This window comes from Rhodococcus sp. C-2 (assembly GCF_027854095.1).
In the GTDB taxonomy this organism is placed as follows: domain Bacteria; phylum Actinomycetota; class Actinomycetes; order Mycobacteriales; family Mycobacteriaceae; genus Rhodococcus_F; species Rhodococcus_F qingshengii.
Map to the genome: position 1 here is coordinate 465678 of NZ_JAQGFI010000001.1, position 25598 is coordinate 491275.

A 25598-nucleotide genomic window follows, 5' to 3' on the forward strand; every position below is an offset into this window, starting at 1 on the left:
GCAGTAGACCAGCCGGGCATGCGGATCAGCGAGTGAGGTTCTTCTCTTCGCGCTCGTCTTCGTACTTCTGCTCGGCGTCGGGGGTTGCCATGTCGATGGTGGTGCGCAACGGACGGTTCGGGATGAAGATGACCGACACGAGCGTGACCACGGCGACGACGGCTGCGACCAGGAAGATCCGTCCTGTTGCGTCGCCGTAGGCGAACCGAACGATCTGCGAGACGAAGTCAGGCATATTGCTCAGGTCGAGGCCGTCCTGGAGGCTCTTTCCAGCTACTGCCTGCTGCTCGGGCGGCAAGGTGGAGACCGAATCGACTGTCAGCGTCTTGACGCGGGTCGCGAGAATCGAACCGAGCACCGACACGCCGATCGCGCCGCCGAAGGTGCGGAAGAACGCCACGATACTGCTGGCCGCGCCGATGTTCTCGACGCTGACCGTGTTCTGCACGGCGAGAACGATGTTCTGCATCAGCATGCCGGTACCGAGACCCACGATGGCGATGAAGATTCCGATTGTCCACAGGCTGGTTGCGTGGTCGATCGTCGACAGCAGCCCGAAACCGACCAGCAGCAGAACTGCGCCGGCGACGATGAAGGGCTTCCACTGACCGAACTTGGTGATCAGCTGGCCCGAGCCGACCGAGGCGACGAGCATGCCAGCGACCATCGGAATGGTGAGCAATCCGGCTTCGGTGGGATCGAATCCGCGTGCGGTCTGGAAGTACTGCGTCAGGAACGTCGTCGCGCCGAAGAGGCCGACACCAACTGCGATCGAGGCGATGATCGCGAGAGCCGTTGTGCGCTCGGTGATGATCTTGATCGGCAGGATCGGATCCTTGACCTTGGATTCGACGAACATCGTCAGGCCGAGCAGGGCCAGACCACCGATGACGAAGAAGGCCGACTCCTTCGAGAACCAGGCGTAGTAGTCGTCCTGACCGGCAAACGAAACCCAGATCAGCAGGACGCTGACACCGGCGGTGAGCAAGGTGGCGCCCATCCAGTCAATGGAGACGTTGTCCTTCTTCACGGTCTCGACGTGCAGTGTGCGCTGAAGCAGGAACAATGCGATGACTGCCAGCGGAACACATACGTAGAAGCACCAGCGCCAGCCGGCAGTGTCCACGAGGACGCCGCCGAGGATCGGTCCACCGGACATCGAGACGGCCATGGCCGCACCCATGTATCCGGAGTAGCGACCGCGATCTCGCGGCGGGATGATCGTGCCGATGATGGCTACGACGAGAGCGGTCAGACCGCCCATACCGATGCCCTGGATGACACGCGCACCGAGCAGCAACGGAACGTTGTGCGCCGCGCCGGCGATGACCGAGCCGATCACGAAGATGACGATCGCGGTCTGGACCAGGACCTTCTTGTTGTAGAGGTCGGCAAGCTTGCCCCAGATCGGCGTCGACGCCGCGGTGGCGAGCAACGCTGTCGTGATGATCCAGGCGTACTGCGTCTGAGTTCCGTGCAGTTCACCGATGATCGTGGGAAGCGCTGTGGAAACGATGGTGCTGCTGAGCAGCGCGGTGAACAGCGCTGCGATGAGTCCGGTGAGTGCTTCGAGAATTTCGCGGTGAGTCATCGCGCCCGCTTCGCGAGCCGATCCGTCACCTCCGGTACTTGCCCGGGTTTCTCCTACTGTTGCTGCCATGTGCCTTATCTCCCAATACTTTCTACGCCCGTGTGCGGAACTGCCGGTGAGGCCTGCCGATTCGATGCGCCGAACGTCTCGTTGAGACGTTGCAGCGATGTCACTGCGGCCATGGCCTCTTCCTGGCTCCAGTCTTCGAGCATGTTGCGCAAACGCGCCGCACGCCGCTGCGTGGTTCTCCGTAAAACGTCGTGTCCCTCTTCCGATACTCGGATGCGGAACGCCCGCTTGTCAGCCGGATCGGGATTTCTCTCGACATACCCAGCGTCGACCAGATCCGACATTTGTCGGCTGAGCGACGACTGACTGACACACAGATCGACGGCCAATTCGTTCTGTCGGCACTCCCCACGCGCTGCCAGCATGAACAACACACTGACCAGCGCAGGCGGCAGCAGGCTGTCTGCACCGGTGGTGACCGCGGCTCGCAGCGATCTGCCGAACATGAAGATCGTGTCGACGAGCGCTTGGGCCGTCTCCGGCTGTACCGACATTGCCTACCCCTGAATTCGAGTGGCCCGAACGAGCCGTGACTTGAAAACGGAAAACTACTTGCAGAACGAAACTATACGATTAGTTGCGTAATGCAAGCAACTGTTGTGAACGCGAGAAGCGTCACACCGTTTCAGGGAAAGATTTCGGGACGTCTCAGCGTTCGAGAAGCGCGATGCACTCCATGTGGTGAGTCTGAGGGAACGCGTCGAACGCCCGGAGGCCACCGATTCTGAAGCCCTGCTCCAGGTAGAGGCCGATATCGCGACCGAACGACGCCGGGTCGCACCCGATGTGGACTATCCGCTCAGCGCCCGTTGAGGCGAGAGCTTCCACGACCTGACGGCCGGCCCCCGCACGTGGCGGGTCGAGTACGACGACAGCAGGCGAACGCTCCAGATCCGCGATGATGTTCTCGACGCGGGCGCTGTGGAAGCGCACCTGACCGAGATCGGACAGCGCTGCCTGCCCGTCCGCGACTGCACGCGCCGAAGATTCGACCGACTCCACCACGCCGGACGGACCGACAAGCTCGGCGAGCGCAGCTGCGAACACGCCGACACCGCCGTAGAGATCCCAGGCCGTGTCCGCGGTAGCGGCTCCGGCCCACTCCCCGACCACCTGTGAGTACGCGGCCGCAGCGCCGCGATGGGCCTGCCAGAAACCGGTCGCGGCCAGCGCCCATTCTCGACTGCCGACGCGCTCGATCACTGTGTCCGATCCGATGGCAACTCGGGTCTTTCGCGGGCCGCCGCTTGCCGCTCGGCGTGCCATCGCGCCGCGTCGCCCGGGCGTCCGCCGTCCCGTCCTGGACACCGCGGGTGCCGCGATTTCCACGACGTGCCGCTCGCCGGCAGCGTCGAGAACGACCTGCAGCTCGCTACCTGGCGCCCACTGCGCACCGCCGAGACCGTCGTACGCGCTCTGATCGATCTGGGTGCACCGGAGGTCTGTGACGATCCGGTTGCTGCGGTACGCGTGGTATCCGGCGACACCGTGCCCGTCCACCGCCAACCGGACTCGCGTGCGCCAACCCGTTCCGTCTCCGGTTCCGGGCAGTTCCTCTACCTCGACGTCCGATTCGACACGAGCCAGTCGCAGAAGCTGCTCCCGCACGACCGAGGTCTTCATCTCACGTTGGACGCTCAGATCCGCGTGCGAGTAGTCGCAGCAGCCCGCCCCGCCCGGGCCGGAGATCGGGCATGTCGGATCGATCCGATGCGGAGAAGCGTCGAGAACGGTGATCGCGTCGGCGCGGCAGAACGATCCGCCCTTGTCCTCGGTCACCCGGACCAGCGCCCGCTCCCCCGGCAAACCGTGACGGACGAACACGACCCGCCCCTCGTGCCGGGCGACGACGAACCCGCCGTGACCGGGGTTGCCCAGATCGACCTCGAAGGTCTGTCCGGTCCAATTCTCACTCAACGAACTACGCCTGCCATTTCGATGTTGCCGATCATTTTTCGCCGGTGATCATTTCTCGCCGGTGTCGTAACCGCGACGCGTGGCACCTGCGGTCTTCTCGATGTCGAGCGGCTTCGCCTTTGCCGACGAACTCAGCTGCCACGGAACGCTCGTCACCATCACGCCGGGCTGGAAGAGCAGGCGGCTCTTGAGGCGGAGCGCACTCTGGTTGTGCAGGATCTGCTCCCACCAGTGTCCGACGACGTACTCGGGAATGAAGACGGTGACGACGTCACGTGGGGCATCGCGTCGTACACGCTTGACGTAGTCGAGAACCGGCTTGGTGATTTCGCGGTACGGCGACTCGATCACCTTGAGCGGAACCGTCACGTCACTCTTCTCCCACTCCCGCACGAGTGCGCGGGTGTCCGGCTCGTCGACGTTGACCGTGATGGCTTCGAGGGTGTCCGGTCGCGTGGCTCGCGCGTAGGCGAGAGCTCGCATCGTCGGCATGTGCAACTTCGAGACGAGCACGATCGAGTGCGTGCGGCTGGGCAGTACGCCGTCCCACTCCTGCTCCTCGAGCTCGGCTGCGACGCTGTCGTAGTGCTTGCGGATCATCTTCATCACGATGAAGATCGCGACCATCGCGACGATGGCGATCCATGCGCCGGCAGCGAACTTGGTGATCAGAACGATGATCAAGACGGTGGCGGTCATTGCCAGACCGATCGAATTGATCACTCGCGAGCGCTGCATACGGGCCCGTTGCGCCTTGTCGGTCTCGGACTTCAGATGCCGAGTCCAGTGCTTGATCATGCCCGTCTGGCTGAGCACGAACGAGACGAAGACGCCGACGATGTACAACTGGATGAGCTTGGTGACCTCGGCGCCGAACACCACGACGAATGCGATGGCAGCACCGGAGAGGAAGAGGATTCCGTTGCTGAATGCCAGTCGGTCGCCGCGCGTGTGCAGCTGACGCGGTAGGTACCGATCCTGCGCCAGGATCGATCCGAGTACCGGAAATCCGTTGAACGCGGTGTTCGCGGCCAGAACCAGGATCAGTGCCGTGACGATCGCCATGAAGAAGAAACCGATCGGGAAACCACTGAACACGGCTTCGGCGATCTGCGCGATCAAGGTCTTCTGATGGTAGCCCTCCGGCGCTCCGAGCAGCTGTTCCTGCGGATTGTGTGCGTAGACGATGCCGATCTTCTGAGCCAGGATGATGATGCCCATCAGCAGGACGATGGCGATCGACCCGAGCAGCAGCAAGGTCGTGGCAGCGTTGCGCGACTTCGGCTTCTGGAACGCCGGTACGCCGTTGCTGATGGCCTCGACGCCGGTCAGTGCGGCACAGCCCGAGGAGAATGCGCGGGCGATCAGGAACGCGAAGGCAATTCCGTACAGATGCGAATCCTCGGCGTTGAGCGTGAACGACGACGATTCCGCGTGCACATCCTCGCCGAGGACGTAGATCCGGAAGAATCCCCACCCGAGCATCAGGAACATGCCGACGATGAATGCGTAGGTCGGAATTGCGAACGCGGTCCCCGATTCACGGATACCGCGAAGGTTGACCGCGGTCAGCAACACGATCGCCGCAACTGCGAACAACACCTTGTGCTGCGCGACGAACGGTAGCGCCGAGCCGATGTTCGACGCCGCCGACGAGATCGACACGGCGACCGTCAGCACGTAGTCGACCATCAGCGCACTACCGACGGTCAGACCGGCGGTCGGGCCGAGGTTGACCGTCGCGACCTCGTAGTCGCCGCCACCGGAGGGGTATGCGTGGACGTTCTGGCGGTAGCTCGCCACCACCACAGCCATGACGATGGCGACGGACAATCCGATCCAGGGGGTGTACGCATACGCGGAAATACCCGCGACGGAGAGAACCAGGAAGATTTCTTCGGGGGCATACGCGACGGACGACATCGCGTCGGACGCGAAGACCGGTAGTGCAATTCGCTTGGGTAGCAGCGTGTGCCCGAGTTTGTCGCTTCGGAACGGCCGACCGAGCAGGAGCCGCTTGGTAGCGGTCGAGAGCTTAGACACGTGCAAAGCGTAAGCCGTCTCGCCCGATTCGGAGTCATCAGAGCCCCAACTTCACCTTTTGTCGTGACAACCGGCACGCGGGCGACCGTTGTACTTGCTCTTCCCGTGAGGGGCTGTACCGTTCGATTCGGCGTGCAATCGCGCCATGAGGGTCCATGAACGGAGTAGGGCGTGTATGTCGTCATCATGGGGTGCGGTCGAGTGGGTTCTTCCCTCGCCGCGTCTCTGACCAGGATCGGACATGAGGTCGCCGTCATCGACCGCGATCAGAGTGCGTTTCTGCGTCTCGATCTCGACTTCCCGGGAACCAAGGTTCTGGGAATGGGGTTCGACCGTGACGTGCTGGTCCGGGCGGGAATCGAGCGGGCCGACGCCTTTGCCGCGGTGTCCTCGGGAGACAATTCCAACATCATCGCAGCGCGAGTCGCACGCGAGACTTTCGGCGTCGAACGCGTCGTCGCACGTATTTACGACGCCAAGCGTGCCGCCGTTTACGAGCGACTCGGCATTCCCACGGTCGCCACCGTGCCGTGGTCGACGGATCGTTTCCTGCACACGTTGACCAAGGAAAGTCAGACTGCGAAGTGGCGCGATCCTTCGGGCACTGTCGCCATCACCGAACTTGCCCTGCACGAGGATTGGGCGGGCAAGCCGATCGCGCTCCTCGAGGGCGCGACCAGTTCGAGAGTCGCCTTCATCATCCGCTTCGGGACCGGCATTCTCCCCGACCGCAAGACTGTCATCCAGGCCGACGATCAGGTCTACATCGCCGCCGTGTCGGGAACCGTCGCCGAAGCTGTCGCACTGGCCGGCAACCCGCCGCCGAGCGACGACTGAGGGAGGCCGCAGATGACTGATCAGTACGCCGCCCCCCACAACAAGACTGCGACTGTGTTGCACTACAACGTGATTGGAAGTTCTCGATGAAGGTCGCCATCGCCGGAGCCGGCGCCGTAGGCCGTTCCATTGCGCGAGAGCTGATTCGAAGCTCACATGACGTCATGTTGATCGAACGCAAACTCGATCACATCGAACCGGAGTCGGTGCCCGAGGCGAAGTGGGTGCACGCGGACGCCTGCGAACTCAGCAGACTCGAGGACGCGTCGATGGAGTCGTACGAGGTCGTGATTGCCGCGACCGGAGACGACAAGGCAAACCTGGTCCTCAGTCTGCTCGCGAAAACCGAGTTCGGTGTTCGCCGAGTTGTCGCCCGCGTCAACGATCCCCGCAACGAGTGGCTCTTCGACGAGTCCTGGGGCGTGGACGTCGCCGTCTCGACACCGCGGATGCTCGCTTCGCTCGTCGAAGAGGCCGTCTCGGTCGGTGACCTGGTCAAACTGATGACACTGCGGCAGGGACAGGCCAACCTCGTCGAGATCACGTTGCCCGACAACACACCTCTTGCCGGAAAAGCCGTCAAGAAACTCGAACTTCCGCGAGACTGCGCACTGGTCACCATCCTGCGTGGCGGACGCGTGATCGTCCCGCAGATGGACGATCCCATCGAAGGCGGGGACGAACTGCTCTTCGTTGCGGCCGTCGACGCCGAGGATCAGCTGCGCGTTGCACTCCGCCTGGAGAATTGACCGACGAACACACTGACGACGAAAGGGAATCACATGGCACAAGCGCCCGAAAACACCGTGGTCACCGACAATCCGGCCCAGAGCCGGTACGAGATCCATGCCGACGGCGACCTCGCCGGGATCGAGGACTACACCACCTCCGGTGACGTCGTCTCGTTCAACCACACCGAGATCTACCCCGCCTTCGAAGGTTTCGGATTGGCCGGGGTTCTCGTCCGCCAGGCTCTGGACGACCTACGAGCACGCGGCCTCAAGGTTCACCCGGTGTGCCCGTACGTCGTGAAGTTCCTCGACAAGCACCCCGAGTACCAGGACCTGATCAGCTGAAATCGCGGTCTTCGCGCGGCTTCGTCAGATTCACCGAGCCCACCTCTTCGGACCCTGCGTCCGTGGCGGTGGGCTCGCTGCTTTCGGGCTCCACAACCGGTTCAGGCTCGACGATGCGATCGGCCTTACGCACAGCCCAGACCGTCACGAGCAGCACCAAACCGGTCAACGGCCAACCCATGCCGATACGCGCGACTGCGAGCCATCCGGTGTGGTCGGTGTCGTAGAGCTGTGACTGAACGAGATACCGCGCACCGAAGACCAACGCCCACGCTGCCGTCGCGACGTCGTAGAGCCGGACGGCGGAGCTGTGCTTGCGCCAGAGATTGCCGTGCCCGTTGAGATAGCCCCAGATGATTCCGACGAGGGGCCAGCGTACGAGGATCGAAATCAGGAAGACCGCACCGTAGGCGAGGCTCGTGTAGATACCGAAGAGAAAATATCCTTTGGCGTCGCCGGTGCGGTAGGCGATGAATGCGGAAACTCCGACTCCGAGAAAACCGGAAATAGCGGGTTGGAGGGAATCCTTGCGGAAGAGGCGCCAGGCCGCGATAGCGACAGCGACGCCCAATGCGGCCCAGATTGCCGCGGTGAGATTCCAGATGCTGTTGACCGGGACAAAAATCAGAATCGGCAAAGACGAATAAATCAGACCACTCAGCCCGCCGAGTTGGTCGATTACCGATCGCTGTTGTGTTTCAGTCACCTGTCGAGGGTGCCACAGTCACCGAGTTGCACGGTAAATGCGGGAAACGCGCCTATTCGCCGCGCAGTTCGTAATAAGGGTTGAAGATCGCCTTGCGACCGTCACGCTCGCCCACACGACCGCGGATCAGCAGGGTCTTACCGGTCTCGATTCCCGGGATCCGGCGACGCCCGATCCAGACGAGATTGATCACCTCGGTGCCATCGAAGAACTCGGCCTCGATACTGGCATTTCCCGACTTGGGACACGCGTCGACGCTGCGGAGTCGACCCACCATCGTGACTTCTTCACCGCGACGACAATCGCATGCCTTCTGACCTCCGGAAGCCTTGTTGGACTCGGCCATCTCCTGGGCGTCCAACTGGTCGACGTCCTCGGTCAGACGCTGGGTCAGTCGACGAAAATATCCTGCGGCGGCGGGTGCCATTGCGCGCTCCTGCGAACATGTGTGACGCAAGGGTTTCGCGTCACGTGAAGGGCTGTGTGATCGCCACTGTAGACCCATTACGAGCGTGTAACCACACCGGTCAGTCCGCGTCTCGGGGGCACCGGGCAAGATCAAGAGATGCAGAACTCTGAATCGGCGACCGTTGCCGTCGTTCTCCCAGGTACAGGCTCTGACGCCCACTTCGCGGACCGCGCATTCCGGGCGCCGCTGGAGGCTCTGGGTGTGCGCATCGTCGCAATTGAACCGGACCCTCGGCGTGTCGTGGACGGCTATCTGGACGCGATGGACAGAGCCGCGGACACGCACGGCCGAATCATCGTCGGAGGGGTCTCGATCGGAGCGGCCGTTGCACTCCAGTGGGCCGCCGACAATCCCGATCGAACCGTGAGTGTGTTGGCAGCGCTTCCGGCCTGGACGGGCTCGGCCGACGACGCCCCCGCAGCAGCGAGCGCGCGGTTCACCGCCGGGCAACTGCGCTCCGAAGGCTTGGAGTCGGTGATCGCTGCGATGCTCGCGTCGAGTCCGGCGTGGCTCGGAGCCGAACTCGAGCGCTCCTGGCGCTCTCAGTGGCCCGATCTCCCGGCTGCGCTCGACGAGGCGGCGTCGTACCACTCACTCGGCGAGAGCGCGCTACGGGCGGTGGGCGTTCCGGTCGGCATTGCGTCGGCGGTGGACGATCCGGTTCATCCCGCGTCAGTGGCGCAGGCCTGGGCGGCTTCACTCCCCCGCGGCGCAGTCGCCACGACGACGCTCGACATGATCGGGCGCGACCCCGCGGTTCTCGGGTCCACCTGCATCAAAGCGCTCGCGGCGATCGAATCCGATACCACCGCGAGCGCCTGAAGAAAATTCTGTTACTGACCCAATTGCTGCATGGCAGAACCGGATTCGCCGCTACGAGGCGGCGGGGTCGGCCGTGCTGGAGGTGCCGGCGGAGCGGGCGGTGCTGACTGCTGTTGCTGCTGGGCGGCGACCTGTTGCTGCTGCGCTGCCGCCAACTGCTGCTCGTGTGCGGCCGCCAACTGCTCGGCGAGCACCTGCGGGAGCACCACGGGCAGCGGTGTCCGCACCGGATGCGGCTCTGATCCTCGGTTGACGACGGTGTCACGCAAGATGTCCCGTGCGATTGCCACCAGAGGAGCGTTCGCGGCGGTGGATCCACTCGGACCCGCGACCACGCAGCGCACCATCCACCGGGGACCGTCGACGCCGATGAACCGCAGGTCCATGTTGGCCGTCACAGCAGCCAGTTCACGGCCCCACGGGCCGTTCTCGACGCTCACCGCGGAATTGTCGTCGCGAAGCGACTGCGCGAGCTCGGCAACGACCTCACGCCACTGACCGGGCGATTTCGGGGCGGCGTAGGCAGCAACCGTGATGCGGCCGTGCTCGGTGACCAGGTGCACGGCCTGCGGCGAACCGTTGGGCGCCATCTCGACCTGCAACTGCCCGCCGGTCGGCATCGGCACCAGAACGGAACCGAGATCAAGACGCTGACCGTCACGGCCTGCCGTCGGATCGTCGGAATCGATCTCCGAGATGTCGTAAGGGCCTTCCGATTCGTCACCGAACTCGTCGCCGGTGACTTCGAGATCGTCTTCGACCTCGTCGATCTCCACCGACTCGTCGTTCTCGTCACCGAAGAAGCTGGTGGTTTCCTCGTCGACGTCTGTCTTCTTCTTGCGTCCGAACATGATTCAGACTCCCTCTCCGACTACCGCGCCAGGCGCATCGGTATCGAGTATCGCGTGCCCGCCGCTGGAACCGTAGCCTCCGGTTCCTCTGGTCGTGTCGTCCAGCGATTCGACTTCCTCGAAAACCGGAAGTTCGACTCGTTGAACCACGAGCTGAGCGATTCGGTCACCGCGGCGGATGTCGATGGCTGTGGCCGGATCGAGATTGATCAAGCAGACCTTGAGTTCGCCCCGGTATCCCGCGTCCACGGTTCCGGGCGCATTCACGATCGACAGTCCCGATTTGGCGGCGAGTCCGGAACGCGGATGGATCAACCCGACGGTGCCCACCGGCAAAGCGATCGCGATCCCCGTTCCGACCAGTGTTCGGTGGCCGGGTTCGATGGTGACGTCGCTGGTGGAGCACAGATCCACACCCGCATCTCCGGGATGCGCACGCTGTGGAACGGGCAGGTCTGGATCCAGTCGCTTCAAGGCGATGGAGAGATGGTCGCTCACGTGGGCCAAGACTACTCGTAGCGACGGACTATCCTTGACAGGTGCCCGAAACATCTCGACCTGACGTCGCCACCACAACGCCCCCGTCCACGACGCTGTACTCCGAGCGCCTGTGGGTGCCGATCTGGTGGTGGATCGCCGGGCTGGCCGTAGCCGGACTCCTCGCGGCCGAGGTCCACATGGGCCGCCCGGGGCTTCTCTCGTACCTGGCGTACGTCGTACTACTCCCGATCCCGATCTGGGCGGCATTCTGGCTCAGCCGGATGCGCGTCGAGGTAGTGGAGACAGCAGGGGTGAAGGAACTGCACGTGGGTAGAGCCCACCTGCCGGTCGAATTGATTTCACGGGCGGCAGCAGTGCCGGCTTCCGCGAAGAGTGCTGCGATGGGGCGCCAACTCGATCCGTCGGCGTTCGTCCAGCATCGCCCATGGGTCAAGACAATGGTGTTGATCGTGCTCGACGACCCGGAGGATCCCACGCCGTACTGGTTGGTGAGCACACGTCGTCCCGCTGATCTGCTGGCTGCGCTGGATCTCTGACCAGCGCGGTCACAGCAAAGCAGTACTTCCCGACCCTTGGTCGACCCTCGCGCTGACGGGTCGACCACCGGGAAGGGAGATCAGGCAGCGCAGTCCATGCATACGAGCTGTCCGTTGGCATCACTGGCCAGGCGGCTGCGGTGATGAACCAGGAAGCAGCTCGAACACGTGAACTCGTCTGCCTGCTTCGGAACAACTCGAACCGAGAGCTCCTCGCCGGAAAGGTCGGCACCCGGCAGCTCGAAGGACTCCGCGGTGTCCGTCTCGTCGATGTCGACGACGGCTGACTGCGCTTCGTTGCGTCGCGCCTTCAGCTCCTCGAGCGAGTCCTCCGAAACCTCGTCGGACTCTGTACGCCTCGGTGCGTCGTAGTCAGTTGCCATCTCGTCTACCCCATCCTCTTCGTGTATCCCGGTCCCGTGTGCGCCGAGAATCCGGTAGATCCTTGATGCGCATGGAAACCGCCGTGGCATCCAGATCATTCCCTGTCGCTGCATAACGCTGCAGGACCGGAATTAGTGCCCGGAAGTTCCTTCCGAGAACGTGATCTGCGCCTCATTTGGTTGTCATTTCGGCGTCCGGCCGATGCCCAGTTGAACGACCTGGGCCGCCAGACAGTAGCCGACGTGAGCACGAAAGTAGTAACCGAATCGGAAATTTCCGAAAAATGACTGCGAATTGTCACCAAGGCAAGAGCAAGCTGTGACCTTTCCACGATGTTTTCGGGCCGAATCCGGGTAGAAACAGGCCGGTAATCGGCCAACTGCCGTTTCGCAATCGACAAGGACTCGACGCGTCGAGCCTCGCTTCGGCTGTCTCGTCACACAGGCCCTCTAAGGTAGGCACCGAACGTCATGCCGGCGCCGCTCGGCCCGATGGCGAAGTAGAAGTTTCGTCAAGAAAGTCGAGGGATACCGTGGTTTCTCTGATCACCGAAGGCAGCTCTACCGATGACCAGGGACGTCCGTTCCGCCGTCGGCGCGCGTGGCCGGTGATCGCCGTGTTCGCGGTACTCGCATTGATCGGCAGTGTCTTGTGGGTCCGCATCCTGAGCGCCGAGGCGGAAGTCAGTGACACCGTCGCCTGCAACCTGCCGCAACCTTCGTCCGATCCTTCGGCAGCGGCGCCACTACCGCTGGGAACCGTCGTCGACCGCTCGAAGCTGCTCGACGTGGATCCCGCTCCCCTCGCCGCCACCAAGGTTCGTGTGTTCAACGCCAACGGTGAACACGGCCAGGCGGCCCAGGTGGCAGCGCAACTGAGCGAGTTCGGCTTCTCCAGCGCGCCGGACGTCCAGGTCGGAAACGACCCCGTCTACGTCGACCAGAACATGGAGTGCCAGGGTCAGATCCGATTCGGAGCGAACGGCCTCGCCGCCGCCAGTTCCGTATGGCTGGTCGCCCCCTGCGCCGAACTGGTCCAGGACGGCCGCGGCGACGACACCGTCGACCTGGCTCTCGGCACGTACAACAAGGGCGCCCTGACCCCCAACACCGACGCCACCGCGATCTTGCATGCTCTGGCCGAGCAACCCGCAAACGCCGAAGTCGCCCCCATGGACATCGCACTGCTCAAAGCAGCGCGCACGGCGCGCTGCTGACAAGCCTCAGCTCGGAATCGGCTGATCTGCGCCGGTAGCTCCGAGCATGTGCGCGAACTGCTCGGCGATCCCCGGAGCGACTGCGTAAACGACATCGCCGTCGTCCGACGTGGAATTGGGCGCCGGGACGTTGATGACGGCGCCCGCTTCGGAAGCGATCAAGGAGCCGGCTGCCCAGTCCCATGGACTCAGTCCGTGTTCGAAGTGAGCGTCGACCCGGCCGGTGGCAACCATGCACAGATCCAAAGCCGCCGAACCGATGCGTCGGATGTCGCGAACCTGCGGCAGGATCTGCCCGATCAACGTGCCCTGCACCTTCCGGCGATCCGCTCCGTAACCGAAGCCGGTGGCCAACAGCGCCATTGACAGCTCGGTCACTTCATTGGCTTGCAGGTCGCTGACGACGCCGTCGGCCGTGGTCATGGTTGCACCGCCGCCCCGATGCGCGGCGTACGTGGTTTCCAACGACACGTCGACGACAGCCCCGGCTACCGAGAACCCGTCGATCTGTACGGCCACCGAGATGGCGAACGCGGGGATTCCGTAGAGAAAATTCACCGTGCCGTCGATGGGATCGACAACCCATCGAACTCCCGCGGAATCGTCGGTGTCTCCGCCACCTTCCTCACCCAGGATCGAATCTGCAGGCCGCCATTGCGCCAGAAGGTCGCGAATCACCTGTTCGGTTTCGGTATCGACCACCGTGACGGGATCGGTGGGCGTGCTCTTCGCCGCAACCGAACCACCCTCGGCGGCACCGGAACCCACCAGGCCGAATACCTCGGGCCGACGCAAGCGGACGTGTTCGGCTGCGCGTTCGGCGACGGCTACGGCTACTTCCCGCAACTGTGCGGGGTCCAGAGAATCGGCGGAAAAGTCGGGCAACGTTCTTTCTGAAGGGCGCACCGGACCATCGCAACACATCTCTACCGAGGGGCACCACTCGAACGTCTCGAGGTGGGCGGTTCGAGAGGACGCGCCCGGGTCCTTGTTCGGGTTAGTGTTTGCAACGGTAGATCGTGACCTCGAATTCGACACTCAGGAGCGCAGGACGATGACAACCACAGGTTTCGGGATCGACGTCGGCGGCAGCGGCGTCAAGGGCGGCACGATCGACCTGAGCACCGGGGAAATGATCGGTGACCGCATCAAGATCCTGACCCCGCAGCCGTCCACACCCGATGCGATCGCGGGCACTGTCGCCGAGATCGTCGAGCAGGCCAAGTGGACCGGTCCGGTCGGCATCACCTTGCCCGCTGTCGTGACCGGCGGCGTCGCGCGAAGCGCCGCGAACATCGACAAGTCCTGGATCGACACCGACGCGGCCGCTCTGTTCGGCAAGGCGCTGGGCGGGCGCGAGGTCACCGTCCTCAACGACGCCGACGCTGCCGGAATCGCCGAGGACTCGTTCGGAGCGGGTAAGGACACCTCCGGCGTCGTGATCTTGTTGACCTTCGGCACCGGAATCGGATCTGCCGTGCTGCACAACGGAGTTCTGTTGCCCAACACCGAGTTCGGTCACCTCGAGGTCGACGGCAAGGAAGCCGAGCACCGGGCGGCGTCGTCGGTGAAGGAGAAGAAGGACTGGAGCTACAAGGAGTGGGCCGTCGAGGTCTCGCGAGTTCTGACCACCTTCGAGAACCTGCTCTGGCCAGATCTCTTCATCGCCGGAGGCGGTATCAGCCGCAAGCACGAGAAGTGGATTCCGCATCTGACCAACCGCACCAAGGTCGTCCCCGCCACCCTTCTCAACACCGCCGGAATTGCCGGAGCTGCGCTCGCATCGGTCGGACTGACTAGGCCGGCCTCCGTCGCCGGATGAGAATACCCGCACGTGAAAAGCGGAAAATCTACCTGTTACGGCCCGCCGTGACGTAAGAGTTTCCTGAGAGTCGTTACAATGGTGAAGTCCGGCTGCGCGCCGGCCAACAACCATTGACCTCTCCGCCGGATCACCACTCTGGCGTGACGCCGCACGACACCGTCACGAAAGGGCGTACGTGGCAGCCACCGATACACGTCAGACTGCTGATTCTCCATCAGAGTCAGAGCCACAATCTCCAGCCGTGGAGGCGGCCACCGTCACCGCTCCGGCAGCCAAGAAGGCTCCGGCGAAAAAGGCCCCCGCCAAGAAGGCAGCAGCAAAGAAGGCTCCGGCCAAGAAAGCTCCGGCCAAGAAGGCAGCAGCTAAGAAGGCCAGCCCCAAGAAGGCCGGCGATCCTGACGCCGAAGACGGCGATGTCGAGTTGGAAGACATCGACATCACGGACGGCGACCTTGCCGAGGTCGAGTCCGATGTCGTCGAGGTCGTAGCAGTCGGCGAAGACGAAGAGACCGCTGCAGAGCCGTCCGAGAAGGACAAGGCTTCCGGCGACTTCGTCTGGGACGAGGAAGAGTCCGAGGCTCTCCGTCAGGCACGCAAGGATGCCGAACTGACGGCGTCCGCCGACTCGGTTCGCGCCTACCTCAAGCAGATCGGCAAGGTCGCACTCCTCAACGCCGAAGAGGAAGTCGAACTGGCCAAGCGCATCGAGGCCGGCCTCTACGCCGTGCAGATCATGCAGGACCTCGCTGACAAGGGCGAGAAGTTGCCTGCGGCTCAGCGACGCGACATGAGCTGGATCTGCCGCGACGGCAACCGCGCCAAGAACCACCTCCTCGAGGCCAACCTCCGCCTGGTCGTCTCGCTGGCCAAGCGCTACACGGGCCGCGGCATGGCGTTCCTGGACCTCATCCAGGAAGGCAACCTCGGTCTGATCCGTGCAGTCGAGAAGTTCGACTACACCAAGGGTTACAAGTTCTCGACCTACGCCACGTGGTGGATCCGTCAGGCCATCACCCGCGCAATGGCCGACCAGGCTCGCACCATCCGTATCCCGGTGCACATGGTCGAGGTCATCAACAAGCTCGGCCGTATCCAGCGTGAGCTGCTCCAGGACCTGGGCCGTGAGCCCACGCCGGAAGAGCTCGCCAAGGAAATGGACATCACGCCGGAGAAGGTGCTGGAAATCCAGCAGTACGCGCGTGAGCCGATCTCTCTCGACCAGACCATCGGCGACGAGGGCGACAGCCAGCTCGGTGACTTCATCGAGGACTCCGAAGCTGTTGTCGCAGTCGATGCCGTCTCGTTCACCTTGCTGCAGGATCAGCTGCAGTCGGTACTCGAGACGCTGTCCGAGCGCGAAGCCGGCGTGGTTCGCCTCCGCTTCGGTCTCACCGACGGTCAGCCGAGGACTTTAGACGAAATCGGACAGGTCTACGGCGTCACGCGTGAGCGTATCCGCCAGATCGAATCGAAGACGATGTCGAAGCTGCGCCACCCGTCGCGTTCGCAGGTTCTGCGCGACTACCTCGACTAGTCACACCAGCTATGCACACAAGAGCCGCTCTCCGGATCGCCGGAGAGCGGCTCTTGTGCGTTTGCCGCCTCAGACCAAGAGTGTGTCCCGGAGTTGTGCGACATCGTCCTCGCTCAACTGAAGGCCGTCCCGGACGTAGTTGTCGAAGTTGCCGTACACCCGATCCACCGTGGCGAAAGACGTGTCCAGCCAAGACTGTTCGACGCCGTCGATGAACGCGCTCCCCGTGCGGGGTCCGGTGAGGTACTGATTGCTGAGCATGTAATCGGCGTTCACGTCGGTGCGACTCACGCCGAGGACGGTCAGGAGAACTGCGGTCATCCAACCGGTACGGTCCTTGCCCGCCGAGCAGTGGTAGAGGACTGAACCGTCGGTGTTCGCGACGTTCACCAGCGCGTCGTGGAATGCGCGGCTCGCCCCCGGATCGGTCACCATCAACGCGTACATCGTCGGCATGTCCACCAGCGCCGGGAGGTTGGCGGGGTTGGTTCCGATGACGTCGAACCAGTTGCTTCGCGCCCCGTTCGGAAGGCGATCCTGCGAGAGCGTTCGTTCGACGACCGTACGGAAGTCGTCGACCGATTCCACTCCGCGTTCGCTCAACGACGCGAGATCCGACGGTGTCAGCTTGTCGAGGGCATTCGAGCGAAATACCTTCCCCCACCGAACGGTCTGCCCGTCCGCGGCGTCGTAGCCACCGATGTCACGCGCGTTCGACGCACCCTCGAGGTGTAGCGATCGATCCGCGGCAACCTGCGCAGCTGTGGGTCCGGCGTGGTCGAGAGCGGGAATTCCACCGGCGAGCGCCGGGACCGGTGCACACGAGATGATCAGCGCACACAGAGCGGTCGCGGCGGGACGGGCGATTCTGTTCGACATCCGGACAGAATAGGACCGCAATCAGGACTTCGTACGAACCTTGATGTACAACGAGGCGACCGGTTCGATAACTCTTGCCGCCACCGGGCCGATGACCGCCATCAGGAGCACGTAAGCAGTTGCCAATGCGGCAAGTTCGGCGTCGACGGCGCCTGCGGACACCGCGAGGCCTGCGATGATGATGGAGAACTCACCGCGGGCGATCAGAGCGGCACCGGCGCGCGCCTGACCCATTCGCGCGACACCCTGACGTCTGGCCGCCCAAGCGCCGGTTACCAGCTTCGTGATCGCCGTGACCACTGCCAGGATCGCGGCCCATCCGAGGACTGGCGGAATGGAACTGGGATCGGTGTTGAGACCGAAGACCACGAAGAACATTGCGGCGAACAGATCTCGAAGGGGCTCGAGCACGCGACTGGCATTGTGCGCCGTCGACCCCGAGATCGCGATTCCGAGGAGGAATGCGCCCACAGCCGCCGACACCTGCATCGCCGAACTGATGCCGGCGACCAACAGTGCGGCACCGAGCAGCTTGAGCAGGAGCGTCTCACTGTCGGGACTGTCGAGGAGGGCGGAGACGTACCGTCCGTATCGGAGGGCCACAACAAGTACCACGGTGATGACCAACAACGAGATGCCGACCGCTTCGAGCCCGCCCATGAAGCTCACGCCCGCGAGCATCGCGGTCAGAATCGGCAGGTACAGCGCCATCGCCAGGTCTTCGAACACCAGAATCGACAGCACGACCGGTGTCTCGCGGTTACCGAGGCGCCCCAGGTCGCTGAGCACCTTGGCGATGATTCCCGAAGACGAGATGTAGGTGACGCCGGCCATGACCGTCGCCCCCACGACGCCCCAACCGAGCATCAAGCCGACAACCGCGCCAGGGGTGGCGTTGAGGACGATGTCGACGATGCCGGCTACCCGCGAGCGTTTGAGACCGGTGACGAGCTCGGCCGCAGTGTATTCGAGCCCCAACAGCAGCAAGAGCAGGACGATCCCGATCTCACTTGCCAGATGGGAGAACTCGCCGATGTCGCCGAGCTGGATGAAACCGCCCTGTCCGAAGCACAGGCCGCCGATCAGGTAGAACGGGATCGGCGACATGCCGACGCGAGCAGCGAGCCGTCCGAGCAGTCCGAGCGCGAAGAAGACCGCGCCGAGTTCGATCAGTGCGAGGGTGGTTGTGTCCACGCGCCAGTCAGCCGTTGGCCAAGATTTTTGCCGCTGCAGCCAAACCGTCCGGCGTTCCGACTGCCACGAGAAGGTCTCCCCCGGTGAACGTGAAGTCGGGGTTCGGAGACGGGCTCACCTGTCCTGCCCGCATGACGGCGACGATGGACACTCCGGTACGCGTGCGCATGCCGGTGTCCCCGAGGGTCTGTCCGTCGTAGCGAGAACCGTCCTTGATGTAGAGCTGCTTGGTTCGAATGCCCGGAAGATCACGGTGCTCTTCCTCGAGCTGAGCAACGAGCTGGGGGGCACCCAGGAGATTGCTGAGCGCTGCCGCTTCCTCGGTGGTCAGAGGCAGCGAGGCAGCACACGCGTCAGGGTCGTCTGCCTTGGAAACGATGAGGTCGGTATGACCGTCCCGATGGGTGACGACACCCACGCGACGACCGGAAGACAGAACAAAATCCTTGCGCGTCCCGATCCCCGGTAGTGGGGTGACTTCTACGTTCATATACCAACGGTAGCGCCGATCGGTGACCTGCATCGCGGGAGGGCCGTAATCCGCAGGGCACAGTTCACGACCGGCCAACCGGCGACCTACCGAACCGGCGAAAACACGCCGTTCTCGCCCGGAAAATACTCGACGACAGCGGTGACGGCTGCGACGGGAATCGGGGCGTACAGATGCGGGAATCGCATCGATTCCGGGTCCGAGGGGACACCCGGTTCGTACTTGACCTGACCGCCGAGCAAGGCCGGATCGATAGCCAGAAGGACTATGTCGTCACGGCCGGCAAAGATCCGATTGGCCGGGAGATGAACTTGCGCCGGAGTCGACATGTGGACAAATCCCTCCGCCTCGAATCCGTCGGGGATACGTTCACCGAGCTGTTGTGCCCGCGCCCACTCCTCGCGCGTGCACATGTGGAGCAACTCGACGCTCTCGTCGACAAGTGGTTCGCGTCCCGGGTTCATCCGCCCAGAATATCGGGCTGAGGTCGGCGATCCGAATCAGCTGTCAGCGAACAATCTTCACCCGAGAATGCCTGCCCAGCGCATTTCCAGTGAGACACAACACTAAGAAACGCCTTCGGGAACAACCCGTAAACCCCAAACGTCTGTAAGAGTGGATCTACCGCGCCATTCCGACGCGGCGGACCAGGCCCCAGGCACGCGGCCCGAATGCCGCAAAGCCAGTACGGAGGAGTCATGCCCGGAACACTGACCAGCCCACAGTTGACCGCAGCCGACCGGTGCGACCGGTGCGGTGCCGGAGCACGCGTACGCGCCGTGCTTCCCACCGGCGGCGAGCTTCTCTTCTGCGGACACCACGCAACCGAACACGCGGATCGACTTCGCGAGATGAATGCCGTCGTCTCCGAAAGCGAACCCGCAATCTGACCTGTCAGCCGGGGGTGGCCTCTTCACGAGGCGCGCCATGAACGCCAGAACGGGCGATCACAGTCACTGTGATCGCCCGTTCTGCCGTTCCGGGGTCGCAAGCACGCGAAGCGTGCGGGACCGGTATCGGCTGCTACCAGCTGCGGAGAATCGCGATGCGTTCGGTCAGCTGATCGACAGTAGCGATGGCCGTCGGCGGACCGCCGCACACCCGGCGCAGTTCCGCGTGAATGATGCCGTGCGGCTTACCGGTGCGGTGGACGTTCATCGCCACCAACCCGTTCAGCTCCTTGCGGAGCGCACCGAGCTGATCTGCCGTGGCCGCTCGATCGGATACCACTGCCGCCGTGGGTTGCGGGGCGGGAGCCTTGGCCGAGTTGGCCTCGACCTGTGTCTGCTGGCGTTGACGCAGCAACGCCCGCATCTGATCGGCGTCGAGTAGACCTGGCAGACCGAGGTAGTCGGCTTCCTCGTCACTTCCGGCGAATGTCGCGGTACCGAAGGACGATCCGTCGTAGATCACCTGGTCGAGTTCGGCATCGGCGCCCAGGGACGTGAACGCCTTCTCCTCCTCGCCCAGCTCGTCCTTCTGCTTGTTCGCATCGGCGAGCAGGTCGTCTTCGAGGCCGTCCTTCTCACGATGCGGCTTGCCGAGTACGTGATCACGCTGGGCCTCGAGCTGTGCGGCAAGGTCGAGAAGCACCGGCACCGACGGCAGGAAGACGCTGGCAGTTTCGCCCTTACGACGCGAGCGCACGAAGCGCCCGATCGCCTGAGCGAAGTACAGCGGAGTCGACGCGCTGGTCGCGTACACACCGACCGCCAGACGGGGAACATCGACGCCCTCGGACACCATGCGGACCGCGACCATCCATTTCTGGTCGCTCGCACCGAATTCGGCGATTCGCTTGGACGCGGTGGGGTCGTCGGACAGCACGACAGCCGGCTGTTCGCCGGTGATCGCGGTCAGGGCCTTCGCGTACTCGCGGGCCACTGTCTGGTCCGTCGCGATGACAAGTCCGCCGGCATCGGGCATACCGGTACTGCGCAGCTGCGCCAAACGGGTGTCTGCTGCTTGCAGCACGGCAGGAATCCAGTCGCCGGCAGGGTCCAAGGCCGTGCGCCAGGCCCGAGTCGTCTGCTCGGCGCTCAGCGGCTCGCCGAGTCGAGCGGTGAATTCCTCGCCGGCGTTGTTTCGCCACCGTGCCTCGCCCGAGTAGGCGAGAAACACGACGGGGCGAACCACGCCGTCCTTGAGGGCATCCGAATATCCGTAGGAGTGGTCGGCTTTCGAGCGGAGCAGACCTTCCTTGTCCGGCTCGTACTCGACAAAAGGAATGGCACTGTCGTCACTGCGGAACGGGGTTCCGGTCAGTGCGAGACGCCTGGTCGCGTCGCCGAACGCTTCACGAATGGCGTCGCCCCAGCTCTTGGCGTCGCCGCCGTGGTGGATCTCGTCGAGGATGACCAGCGTCTTGCGGCCCTCGGTCCGCACACGATGCTTCGACGGGTGCGAGGCAACCTGGGCGTAGGTCAGCACGACGCCGTGATAGTCACTCGAGGTCTGGCCGGTCGAGTTGGAGAACCGCGAATCCAATGCGAGGCCGGAGCGCTGTGCGGACTCCGCCCACTGGTGTTTGAGGTGCTCGGTCGGCGCCACGACGGTTATCTGGTCGACCGTCCGGTCACGGAGCAATTCCGAAGCTACCCGCAGAGCGAAGGTGGTCTTACCTGCTCCCGGCGTTGCGACCGCCAGAAAGTCACGCGGGCTGCTGGAAAGGTATTTGGTCAGTGCACGGCGCTGCCATGCACGAAGGGAACCGGTAGGGGCGCCAGGTTGGGTTCCCGCGGATTGAGCTCCGGCGGGTTCGGGCGACTTGCCGAACTCGGCTGCCACGGTCTCAGACGTCATAGGCCGCGCCTCCACTGGAATCGCACTGTTGTCTCGCGCTCCTCGAATTTTCATCAATGTCCGGCGACGAGCCTAGCCGCCGCCACCGACGAAAGCCGCACTCGAAGCGCGTACTCATGGCCGTTCTCACTCCGGCCGGCGAGGTTTCGCCGTTCTCGCATCCTGCCGACCTGCACGCGAATTGTCTCAGAAATGTGCGACACGTCGGCGCCATGGTTGGGCAACCGGGTGTGTCGTCAGGGATGCTGGAGACATCATGAGTGAAGCGCGAGGCGAGAAGTCGAGCGGAAGTGATCTGCACCACCGCAGATGGCATCCGCTACGCCGCACCGGGCAGTTGATCGGTCGAACCCTGAGCAAGGCCTGGGACGATTCCATCTTCGGAAAGGCGGCTACGGCCGCGTTCTGGCAAACGCTGTCGCTTGCTCCCCTGCTGCTCGGCCTTCTGGGAATGATCGGCTACATCGGTGGGTGGTTCGGACCCAACACCGTCGAGATCATCGAATCCAAGATCGTCACGTTCAGCGGAACGATCTTCAGCGAAAGCGTCGTCGACCAGATCATCCGCCCGACGGTGACGGACGTCCTTCAGCGCGGACGCCCGGAGATCATCTCGGTGGGCTTCCTGCTCTCCCTGTGGGCGGGATCATCGGCGATCAGTACGTTCGTCGACTCGATCGTGGAAGCACACGGGCAGCAGGATGCCCGCAATCCCATCTGGCAGCGCATCTTCGCCCTGCTGCTCTACGTGATGTTCCTGGTGATGGCGGTGTTCATCCTGCCGCTGGTAGCTCTGGGGCCGACGCTCGTCGGGCGAGCACTGCCGGCCTCCTGGTACGTGGTCGGATCGAATCTGGTCGACACGTTCTACTACCCCGCTGTCGGTCTGCTGGTGATCATCGGCCTCACGACGCTCTACAAGGTCGCTCTGCCGAAGTCGCTGCCGTGGCATCGGCTGCTCGCGGGCGCCCTGGTCGCCGGTGTGTTCTTCATGGCCGCCAGCACCGGATTGCGCTGGTACCTGGGATTCGTCACCAGCACCGGCTACACGTACGGCGCGTTGGCAACGCCGATCGCGTTTCTGCTCTTCACGTTCTTCCTCGGTTTTGCCGTCGTCCTCGGCGCCGAGTTCAACGCGACGGTTCAGGAGTTCTGGCCCGCTCGTGCCACTCGGATGGAGCAGATGCGAGAGTGGCTTGCGGCTCAGAACACCGACGAAAAGACCGGTCCGGTCACCAACCTGACCTGGCACCTGGCCACCAGCCCCATCCGCATCTCGGGCGACAAAGCGGACCCGGCCACGGTCCCCTCGTACGGGCGGCCCCGCAGCAGACAAACCGAGAGCAGACAATCGGAGTCGCGCCAGAACTCGTGCGTCGACCAAGATCCCTGCGATGAACCGCACGCAGACGCGAAGAGCCCGGCGGCCGACTGCGTCGAGGCTGTCGATCCGCCGAGCTCCGGAAGTACTCCCGCTCGCGTGACCCGAGGTCAGTCGCCCTTACGGAGTCCTTCGTAAATCTTCTTGCAGTCCGGGCACACCGGTGATCCCGGCTTGGCGGACTTCGTCACGGGAAACACCTCACCGCACAGCGCGACGACATGGGTTCCCATGACGGCGCTCTCGGCGATCTTGTTCTTCTTCACGTAGTGGAAGAACTTCGGGGTGTCGTCGTCGGTCGTTTCGTCGGTGGAGACGTCGGGACGTTCCTTGGTTTGAGTGCTCACCCCTCCAATAATGCCGTCTCCGTCACAGCGGTGCGACCCACGGGTCGTGTGCAATTGTCGGCCGAGAGTGGAACAGTGGAGTCATGGCACGAAATGGCGCGTTCGGCAGGTCCGACGAGGCCGGGACTCCCGACAATCCCGTACTGATCACCGAAGCGCAGCAGTCCGTCGAAGAACAGCACAAAGCCCGAGTGCGCAAGTACATGATCATCATGTCCTTCCGGTTCCCGGCGTTGATCCTCGCGGCGATCGCGTACGGCATCTGGGCCAACGCCTGGATCTCGATGCTCATCATCGGTGCATCCATTCCGCTTCCCTGGATCGCCGTCCTGATCGCCAACGACCGACCACCGCGCACCAAGGACGAACCGAGTCGATACGACGGACGAAAGAAGACCGCAGGCGAGATCGAATCCGCGACGCACCACACCATCGAAGGCTGACAAGTTCCGCCTGCGAGAATGACAGGGTGAGAAGCGAAACGCTCCTGTCCATCACCCCTGCGCTGCGTGAGGCTCTGCTTCGCAATCGATTCGACACCGGAACCATGCTCGAGGCGTTGGGTCCCGAAGTTCACGCTGCCCTCGGTCGAAGTGAGCCGGTGCCCGTGCGCCGCGCCACCCGAGAACTCGGGGACCTGGGCGTTCTCATCAGACTGTTCCTTCTCGCCGATGACTGCCCGGCGGGCGACGTCGCCGCGGCGCTGGCTCCGCTGACAATCGCGCAGTGCGTCGACGCCGGTCTGCTCGAAGGTGAGAACTTCGACAGTGAGAATCCGCTCGTGCGGGCCGCGGTGGATCTTCGCCCCATCGACGTCGGCGACGGCGATCGTTGGGTGATCTCGGATCTCGACGGCGGAATCCGTCCCAAGAAGGCCACGGCCGATCATGTGCTGGGCGTCGGGCATGCGTCACTGTCCTTGCTGCAGGCCACGCCCACCGCGAGGGTCGGCAGCGTGCTCGACCTCGGTACCGGATGCGGCATCCAAGCCCTGCACGCGAACACGTACGCCGATTCGGTCACCGCAACCGACATCAATCAACGTGCTGTCGACCTCACGGCAGCAACCATGGCCCTCAACGGACTGGACGTCGAACTCCTTCAAGGGTCCTGGTTCGAACCCGTCGAGGGTCGAACCTTCGACCAGGTGGTCGCCAATCCGCCGTTTGTCGTCGGCGAGGCACGCGTCCATCACACGTACCGCGATTCCGGCCTCGATCTCGACGGTGCGAGCGAATTGATGATCTCGCAATCGATCGACTACCTGAACCCCGGCGGCACGGCAGCTCTGTTGGCGTCCTGGGTGCACGTCGAAGGGCAGGACTGGAGGTCGCGGATCGCGTCGTGGCTGCCGGCCCACGGCGTCGATGCCTGGGTGGTCCAGCGCGATGTCGCGGATCCGGCTCTGTACGTCGGTACGTGGCTCAAGGACGGCGGGCAGGATCCGCGAGATCCGGAAACGGCATCGAGAGCAAACGCCTGGCTGGATCACCTCGAAGAATCCGACGTCGAGGGCGTCGGCTTCGGTTTCGTGTTCCTTCGCCGCACCGACTCCCCCACCGACCTGATGGCCGAGGACCTCATGCACGGCTTCTCGGACCCGCTCGGGGCCGAGGCGCTCGCTTACTTCGACCGTCTTGCCTGGTTGCGTGAACACGACGTCCTCGAGGAACGCTTCGTCCTCGATCCGGACACGGCTCTCGAACGCGTCTACCTCCCCGGTGACGAGGGATGGCAACAAGTGGTCACGCGTGTGCACCGCGGCAACGGACCGCACTGGCAGCACGAGATCGACGAGCTCGGTGCTGCGCTGTTGGCCGGACTCCGAGCGGATGGACTGGTGGTCGACGAATTGATCGAACTTCTTGCCGCGGCGAACGGCGAAGACCCGGACCAGCTACGTGAGGCCGTCGTCACAATGATGGTCTCGCTGGTTCGGCACGGGTTGGTGCTTCCCGTCACGAACTGAGTTCCCGGTGAGTTGCAGATTTTTGTGTTCTCAGCAACTTCTCAGGACGACTGGGAAATAACTGCAGGTCACGGCGATTTAGCGGAAATCGGCACGGGAACTTTCCCGGAACTCTCACACGTTGAACTGTGTGAGAGACCGCCGATAGGGAGGCAAGTC

At 63.6% G+C, this 25598-nt stretch carries 28 protein-coding genes; 12 read left to right on the forward strand and 16 right to left on the reverse strand.

What is annotated here, in order from left to right; all coding sequences use genetic code 11:
* Positions 1–25: 25 nt before the first annotated feature.
* The 4 genes from PCS43_RS02020 to PCS43_RS02035 form a co-directional block, all read right to left on the reverse strand.
* Positions 26–1660 (reverse strand): MDR family MFS transporter, encoded by a 1635-nt coding sequence (locus PCS43_RS02020; RefSeq protein ID WP_209908434.1) that lies wholly within the window; start codon positions 1658–1660, stop codon positions 26–28.
* A gap of 5 nt (positions 1661–1665) precedes the next feature.
* Positions 1666–2154 carry a MarR family winged helix-turn-helix transcriptional regulator gene (locus PCS43_RS02025; protein ID WP_003942624.1) on the reverse strand — a complete coding sequence of 163 codons (489 nt, stop codon included), beginning with the start codon at positions 2152–2154 and terminating at the stop codon, positions 1666–1668.
* Between the two features lie 154 nt (positions 2155–2308).
* A complete protein-coding gene (locus PCS43_RS02030; protein WP_209908432.1) occupies positions 2309–3577 on the reverse strand; it encodes a class I SAM-dependent RNA methyltransferase in 1269 nt (422 codons plus the stop codon).
* Between the two features lie 48 nt (positions 3578–3625).
* Entirely contained in the window at positions 3626–5620 is a 1995-nt protein-coding gene (locus tag PCS43_RS02035) for an APC family permease (RefSeq protein ID WP_209908430.1), read from the reverse strand.
* A 171-nt stretch (positions 5621–5791) separates the two neighbouring features.
* Here PCS43_RS02035 and PCS43_RS02040 point away from each other — a divergent pair, with 171 nt between their 5' ends.
* The 3 genes from PCS43_RS02040 to PCS43_RS02050 all read left to right on the forward strand — a co-directional run bounded on the left by PCS43_RS02040 (position 5792) and on the right by PCS43_RS02050 (position 7533).
* A complete protein-coding gene (locus PCS43_RS02040; RefSeq protein WP_003942587.1) occupies positions 5792–6457 on the forward strand; it encodes a potassium channel family protein in 666 nt (221 codons plus the stop codon).
* 86 nt (positions 6458–6543) lie between these two features.
* The gene (locus tag PCS43_RS02045; RefSeq protein ID WP_003942632.1) at positions 6544–7206 is read left to right on the forward strand and encodes a potassium channel family protein; all 663 of its coding nucleotides are present in this window, start codon (positions 6544–6546) and stop codon (positions 7204–7206) included.
* 33 nt (positions 7207–7239) lie between these two features.
* Positions 7240–7533, forward strand: coding sequence for a GNAT family N-acetyltransferase (locus PCS43_RS02050; RefSeq protein ID WP_003942641.1), 294 nt, complete (start codon positions 7240–7242; stop codon positions 7531–7533).
* Here PCS43_RS02050 and PCS43_RS02055 read toward each other — a convergent pair.
* Positions 7526–8239, reverse strand: a complete 714-nt coding sequence (locus PCS43_RS02055; protein WP_209908428.1) for a DUF3159 domain-containing protein — start codon at positions 8237–8239, stop codon at positions 7526–7528. The two genes, PCS43_RS02050 and PCS43_RS02055, sit on opposite strands and share 8 nt — an antisense overlap.
* Positions 8240–8291: 52 nt before the next feature.
* Positions 8292–8666: an OB-fold nucleic acid binding domain-containing protein gene (locus tag PCS43_RS02060; protein ID WP_003942613.1), complete on the reverse strand. Its 375-nt coding sequence runs from the start codon at positions 8664–8666 to the stop codon at positions 8292–8294.
* 138 nt (positions 8667–8804) lie between these two features.
* Here PCS43_RS02060 and PCS43_RS02065 point away from each other — a divergent pair, with 138 nt between their 5' ends.
* Positions 8805–9530, forward strand: a complete 726-nt coding sequence (locus PCS43_RS02065; RefSeq protein WP_003942605.1) for an alpha/beta fold hydrolase — start codon at positions 8805–8807, stop codon at positions 9528–9530.
* 11 nt (positions 9531–9541) lie between these two features.
* Here the strand turns inward: PCS43_RS02065 and PCS43_RS02070 are convergent, their stop codons facing one another.
* Both PCS43_RS02070 and dut read right to left on the reverse strand, forming a co-directional pair.
* A complete protein-coding gene (locus tag PCS43_RS02070; protein WP_003942585.1) occupies positions 9542–10381 on the reverse strand; it encodes a DUF3710 domain-containing protein in 840 nt (279 codons plus the stop codon).
* Between the two features lie 3 nt (positions 10382–10384).
* Positions 10385–10879, reverse strand: coding sequence for a dUTP diphosphatase (gene dut, locus PCS43_RS02075; RefSeq protein ID WP_003942635.1), 495 nt, complete (start codon positions 10877–10879; stop codon positions 10385–10387).
* Positions 10880–10920: 41 nt separating this feature from the next.
* On the opposite strand from dut, the gene PCS43_RS02080 reads away from it, so the two are divergent.
* Entirely contained in the window at positions 10921–11418 is a 498-nt protein-coding gene (locus PCS43_RS02080; RefSeq protein WP_003942596.1) for a DUF3093 domain-containing protein, read from the forward strand.
* A gap of 80 nt (positions 11419–11498) precedes the next feature.
* On the opposite strand, the gene PCS43_RS02085 is transcribed toward PCS43_RS02080, so the two are convergent.
* Positions 11499–11801: a DUF4193 domain-containing protein gene (locus PCS43_RS02085; protein ID WP_003942593.1), complete on the reverse strand. Its 303-nt coding sequence runs from the start codon at positions 11799–11801 to the stop codon at positions 11499–11501.
* A 533-nt stretch (positions 11802–12334) separates the two neighbouring features.
* Here PCS43_RS02085 and cei point away from each other — a divergent pair.
* On the forward strand, positions 12335–13018 hold the full coding sequence (gene cei, locus PCS43_RS02090) for an envelope integrity protein Cei (RefSeq protein ID WP_003942618.1): 684 nt from the start codon (positions 12335–12337) through the stop codon (positions 13016–13018).
* Between the two features lie 6 nt (positions 13019–13024).
* Here cei and PCS43_RS02095 read toward each other — a convergent pair whose 3' ends face one another.
* Positions 13025–13903, reverse strand: a complete 879-nt coding sequence (locus tag PCS43_RS02095) for an inositol monophosphatase family protein (RefSeq protein WP_209908426.1) — start codon at positions 13901–13903, stop codon at positions 13025–13027.
* 169 nt (positions 13904–14072) lie between these two features.
* On the opposite strand from PCS43_RS02095, the gene ppgK reads away from it, so the two are divergent.
* Entirely contained in the window at positions 14073–14840 is a 768-nt protein-coding gene (gene ppgK, locus PCS43_RS02100; RefSeq protein ID WP_042449945.1) for a polyphosphate--glucose phosphotransferase, read from the forward strand.
* Positions 14841–14952: 112 nt separating this feature from the next.
* Entirely contained in the window at positions 14953–16377 is a 1425-nt protein-coding gene (locus PCS43_RS02105; protein WP_370333980.1) for an RNA polymerase sigma factor, read from the forward strand.
* 69 nt (positions 16378–16446) lie between these two features.
* On the opposite strand, the gene PCS43_RS02110 is transcribed toward PCS43_RS02105, so the two are convergent.
* The 4 genes from PCS43_RS02110 to PCS43_RS02125 form a co-directional block, all read right to left on the reverse strand.
* Complete coding sequence (locus PCS43_RS02110; protein ID WP_030536889.1) at positions 16447–17256, reverse strand: tyrosine-protein phosphatase; 810 nt, start codon at positions 17254–17256, stop codon at positions 16447–16449.
* A 21-nt stretch (positions 17257–17277) separates the two neighbouring features.
* Complete coding sequence (locus PCS43_RS02115) at positions 17278–18450, reverse strand: cation:proton antiporter (protein WP_003942634.1); 1173 nt, start codon at positions 18448–18450, stop codon at positions 17278–17280.
* 7 nt (positions 18451–18457) lie between these two features.
* Positions 18458–18940: a cation:proton antiporter regulatory subunit gene (locus PCS43_RS02120; RefSeq protein WP_021344116.1), complete on the reverse strand. Its 483-nt coding sequence runs from the start codon at positions 18938–18940 to the stop codon at positions 18458–18460.
* A gap of 86 nt (positions 18941–19026) precedes the next feature.
* The gene (locus PCS43_RS02125) at positions 19027–19404 is read right to left on the reverse strand and encodes a DUF952 domain-containing protein (protein ID WP_007732832.1); all 378 of its coding nucleotides are present in this window, start codon (positions 19402–19404) and stop codon (positions 19027–19029) included.
* A 234-nt stretch (positions 19405–19638) separates the two neighbouring features.
* Here PCS43_RS02125 and PCS43_RS02130 point away from each other — a divergent pair, with 234 nt between their 5' ends.
* Positions 19639–19830 (forward strand): DUF7455 domain-containing protein, encoded by a 192-nt coding sequence (locus PCS43_RS02130; protein ID WP_003942643.1) that lies wholly within the window; start codon positions 19639–19641, stop codon positions 19828–19830.
* 133 nt (positions 19831–19963) lie between these two features.
* On the opposite strand, the gene PCS43_RS02135 is transcribed toward PCS43_RS02130, so the two are convergent.
* Positions 19964–21742, reverse strand: a complete 1779-nt coding sequence (locus PCS43_RS02135) for a DEAD/DEAH box helicase (protein ID WP_116058148.1) — start codon at positions 21740–21742, stop codon at positions 19964–19966.
* Between the two features lie 256 nt (positions 21743–21998).
* Between PCS43_RS02135 and PCS43_RS02140 the strand changes: the two genes are divergently transcribed.
* The gene (locus tag PCS43_RS02140) at positions 21999–23261 is read left to right on the forward strand and encodes a YihY/virulence factor BrkB family protein (RefSeq protein ID WP_075833060.1); all 1263 of its coding nucleotides are present in this window, start codon (positions 21999–22001) and stop codon (positions 23259–23261) included.
* On the opposite strand, the gene PCS43_RS02145 is transcribed toward PCS43_RS02140, so the two are convergent.
* Positions 23234–23470, reverse strand: coding sequence for a DUF3039 domain-containing protein (locus tag PCS43_RS02145; protein WP_003942602.1), 237 nt, complete (start codon positions 23468–23470; stop codon positions 23234–23236). The genes PCS43_RS02140 and PCS43_RS02145 overlap by 28 nt on opposite strands.
* Before the next feature lie 83 nt (positions 23471–23553).
* Between PCS43_RS02145 and PCS43_RS02150 the strand changes: the two genes are divergently transcribed.
* Together PCS43_RS02150 and PCS43_RS02155 are read left to right on the forward strand one after the other, a co-directional pair.
* Positions 23554–23913: a DUF3099 domain-containing protein gene (locus PCS43_RS02150; RefSeq protein ID WP_003942638.1), complete on the forward strand. Its 360-nt coding sequence runs from the start codon at positions 23554–23556 to the stop codon at positions 23911–23913.
* Between the two features lie 26 nt (positions 23914–23939).
* Complete coding sequence (locus PCS43_RS02155) at positions 23940–25439, forward strand: DUF7782 domain-containing protein (RefSeq protein WP_054188517.1); 1500 nt, start codon at positions 23940–23942, stop codon at positions 25437–25439.
* The last annotated feature ends 159 nt before the right edge of the window (positions 25440–25598 follow it).

Excerpts from the sequence above, each read along its gene's own strand:
- PCS43_RS02065 (WP_003942605.1), top strand. The coding sequence starts at position 8,805 with ATGCAGAACTCTGAATCGGCGACCGTTGCCGTCGTTCTCCCAGGTACA.
- PCS43_RS02070 (WP_003942585.1), bottom strand. The coding sequence starts at position 10,381 with ATGTTCGGACGCAAGAAGAAGACAGACGTCGACGAGGAAACCACCAGC.
- PCS43_RS02130 (WP_003942643.1), top strand. The coding sequence starts at position 19,639 with ATGCCCGGAACACTGACCAGCCCACAGTTGACCGCAGCCGACCGGTGC.
- PCS43_RS02050 (WP_003942641.1), top strand. The coding sequence starts at position 7,240 with ATGGCACAAGCGCCCGAAAACACCGTGGTCACCGACAATCCGGCCCAG.
- PCS43_RS02045 (WP_003942632.1), top strand. The coding sequence starts at position 6,544 with ATGAAGGTCGCCATCGCCGGAGCCGGCGCCGTAGGCCGTTCCATTGCG.
- PCS43_RS02110 (WP_030536889.1), bottom strand. The coding sequence starts at position 17,256 with ATGTCGAACAGAATCGCCCGTCCCGCCGCGACCGCTCTGTGTGCGCTG.
- ppgK (WP_042449945.1), top strand. The coding sequence starts at position 14,073 with ATGACAACCACAGGTTTCGGGATCGACGTCGGCGGCAGCGGCGTCAAG.
- PCS43_RS02020 (WP_209908434.1), bottom strand. The coding sequence starts at position 1,660 with ATGGCAGCAACAGTAGGAGAAACCCGGGCAAGTACCGGAGGTGACGGA.
- PCS43_RS02125 (WP_007732832.1), bottom strand. The coding sequence starts at position 19,404 with ATGAACCCGGGACGCGAACCACTTGTCGACGAGAGCGTCGAGTTGCTC.
- PCS43_RS02085 (WP_003942593.1), bottom strand. The coding sequence starts at position 11,801 with ATGGCAACTGACTACGACGCACCGAGGCGTACAGAGTCCGACGAGGTT.
- PCS43_RS02025 (WP_003942624.1), bottom strand. The coding sequence starts at position 2,154 with ATGTCGGTACAGCCGGAGACGGCCCAAGCGCTCGTCGACACGATCTTC.
- PCS43_RS02140 (WP_075833060.1), top strand. The coding sequence starts at position 21,999 with ATGAGTGAAGCGCGAGGCGAGAAGTCGAGCGGAAGTGATCTGCACCAC.
- PCS43_RS02060 (WP_003942613.1), bottom strand. The coding sequence starts at position 8,666 with ATGGCACCCGCCGCCGCAGGATATTTTCGTCGACTGACCCAGCGTCTG.
- PCS43_RS02150 (WP_003942638.1), top strand. The coding sequence starts at position 23,554 with ATGGCACGAAATGGCGCGTTCGGCAGGTCCGACGAGGCCGGGACTCCC.
- PCS43_RS02135 (WP_116058148.1), bottom strand. The coding sequence starts at position 21,742 with ATGACGTCTGAGACCGTGGCAGCCGAGTTCGGCAAGTCGCCCGAACCC.
- PCS43_RS02120 (WP_021344116.1), bottom strand. The coding sequence starts at position 18,940 with ATGAACGTAGAAGTCACCCCACTACCGGGGATCGGGACGCGCAAGGAT.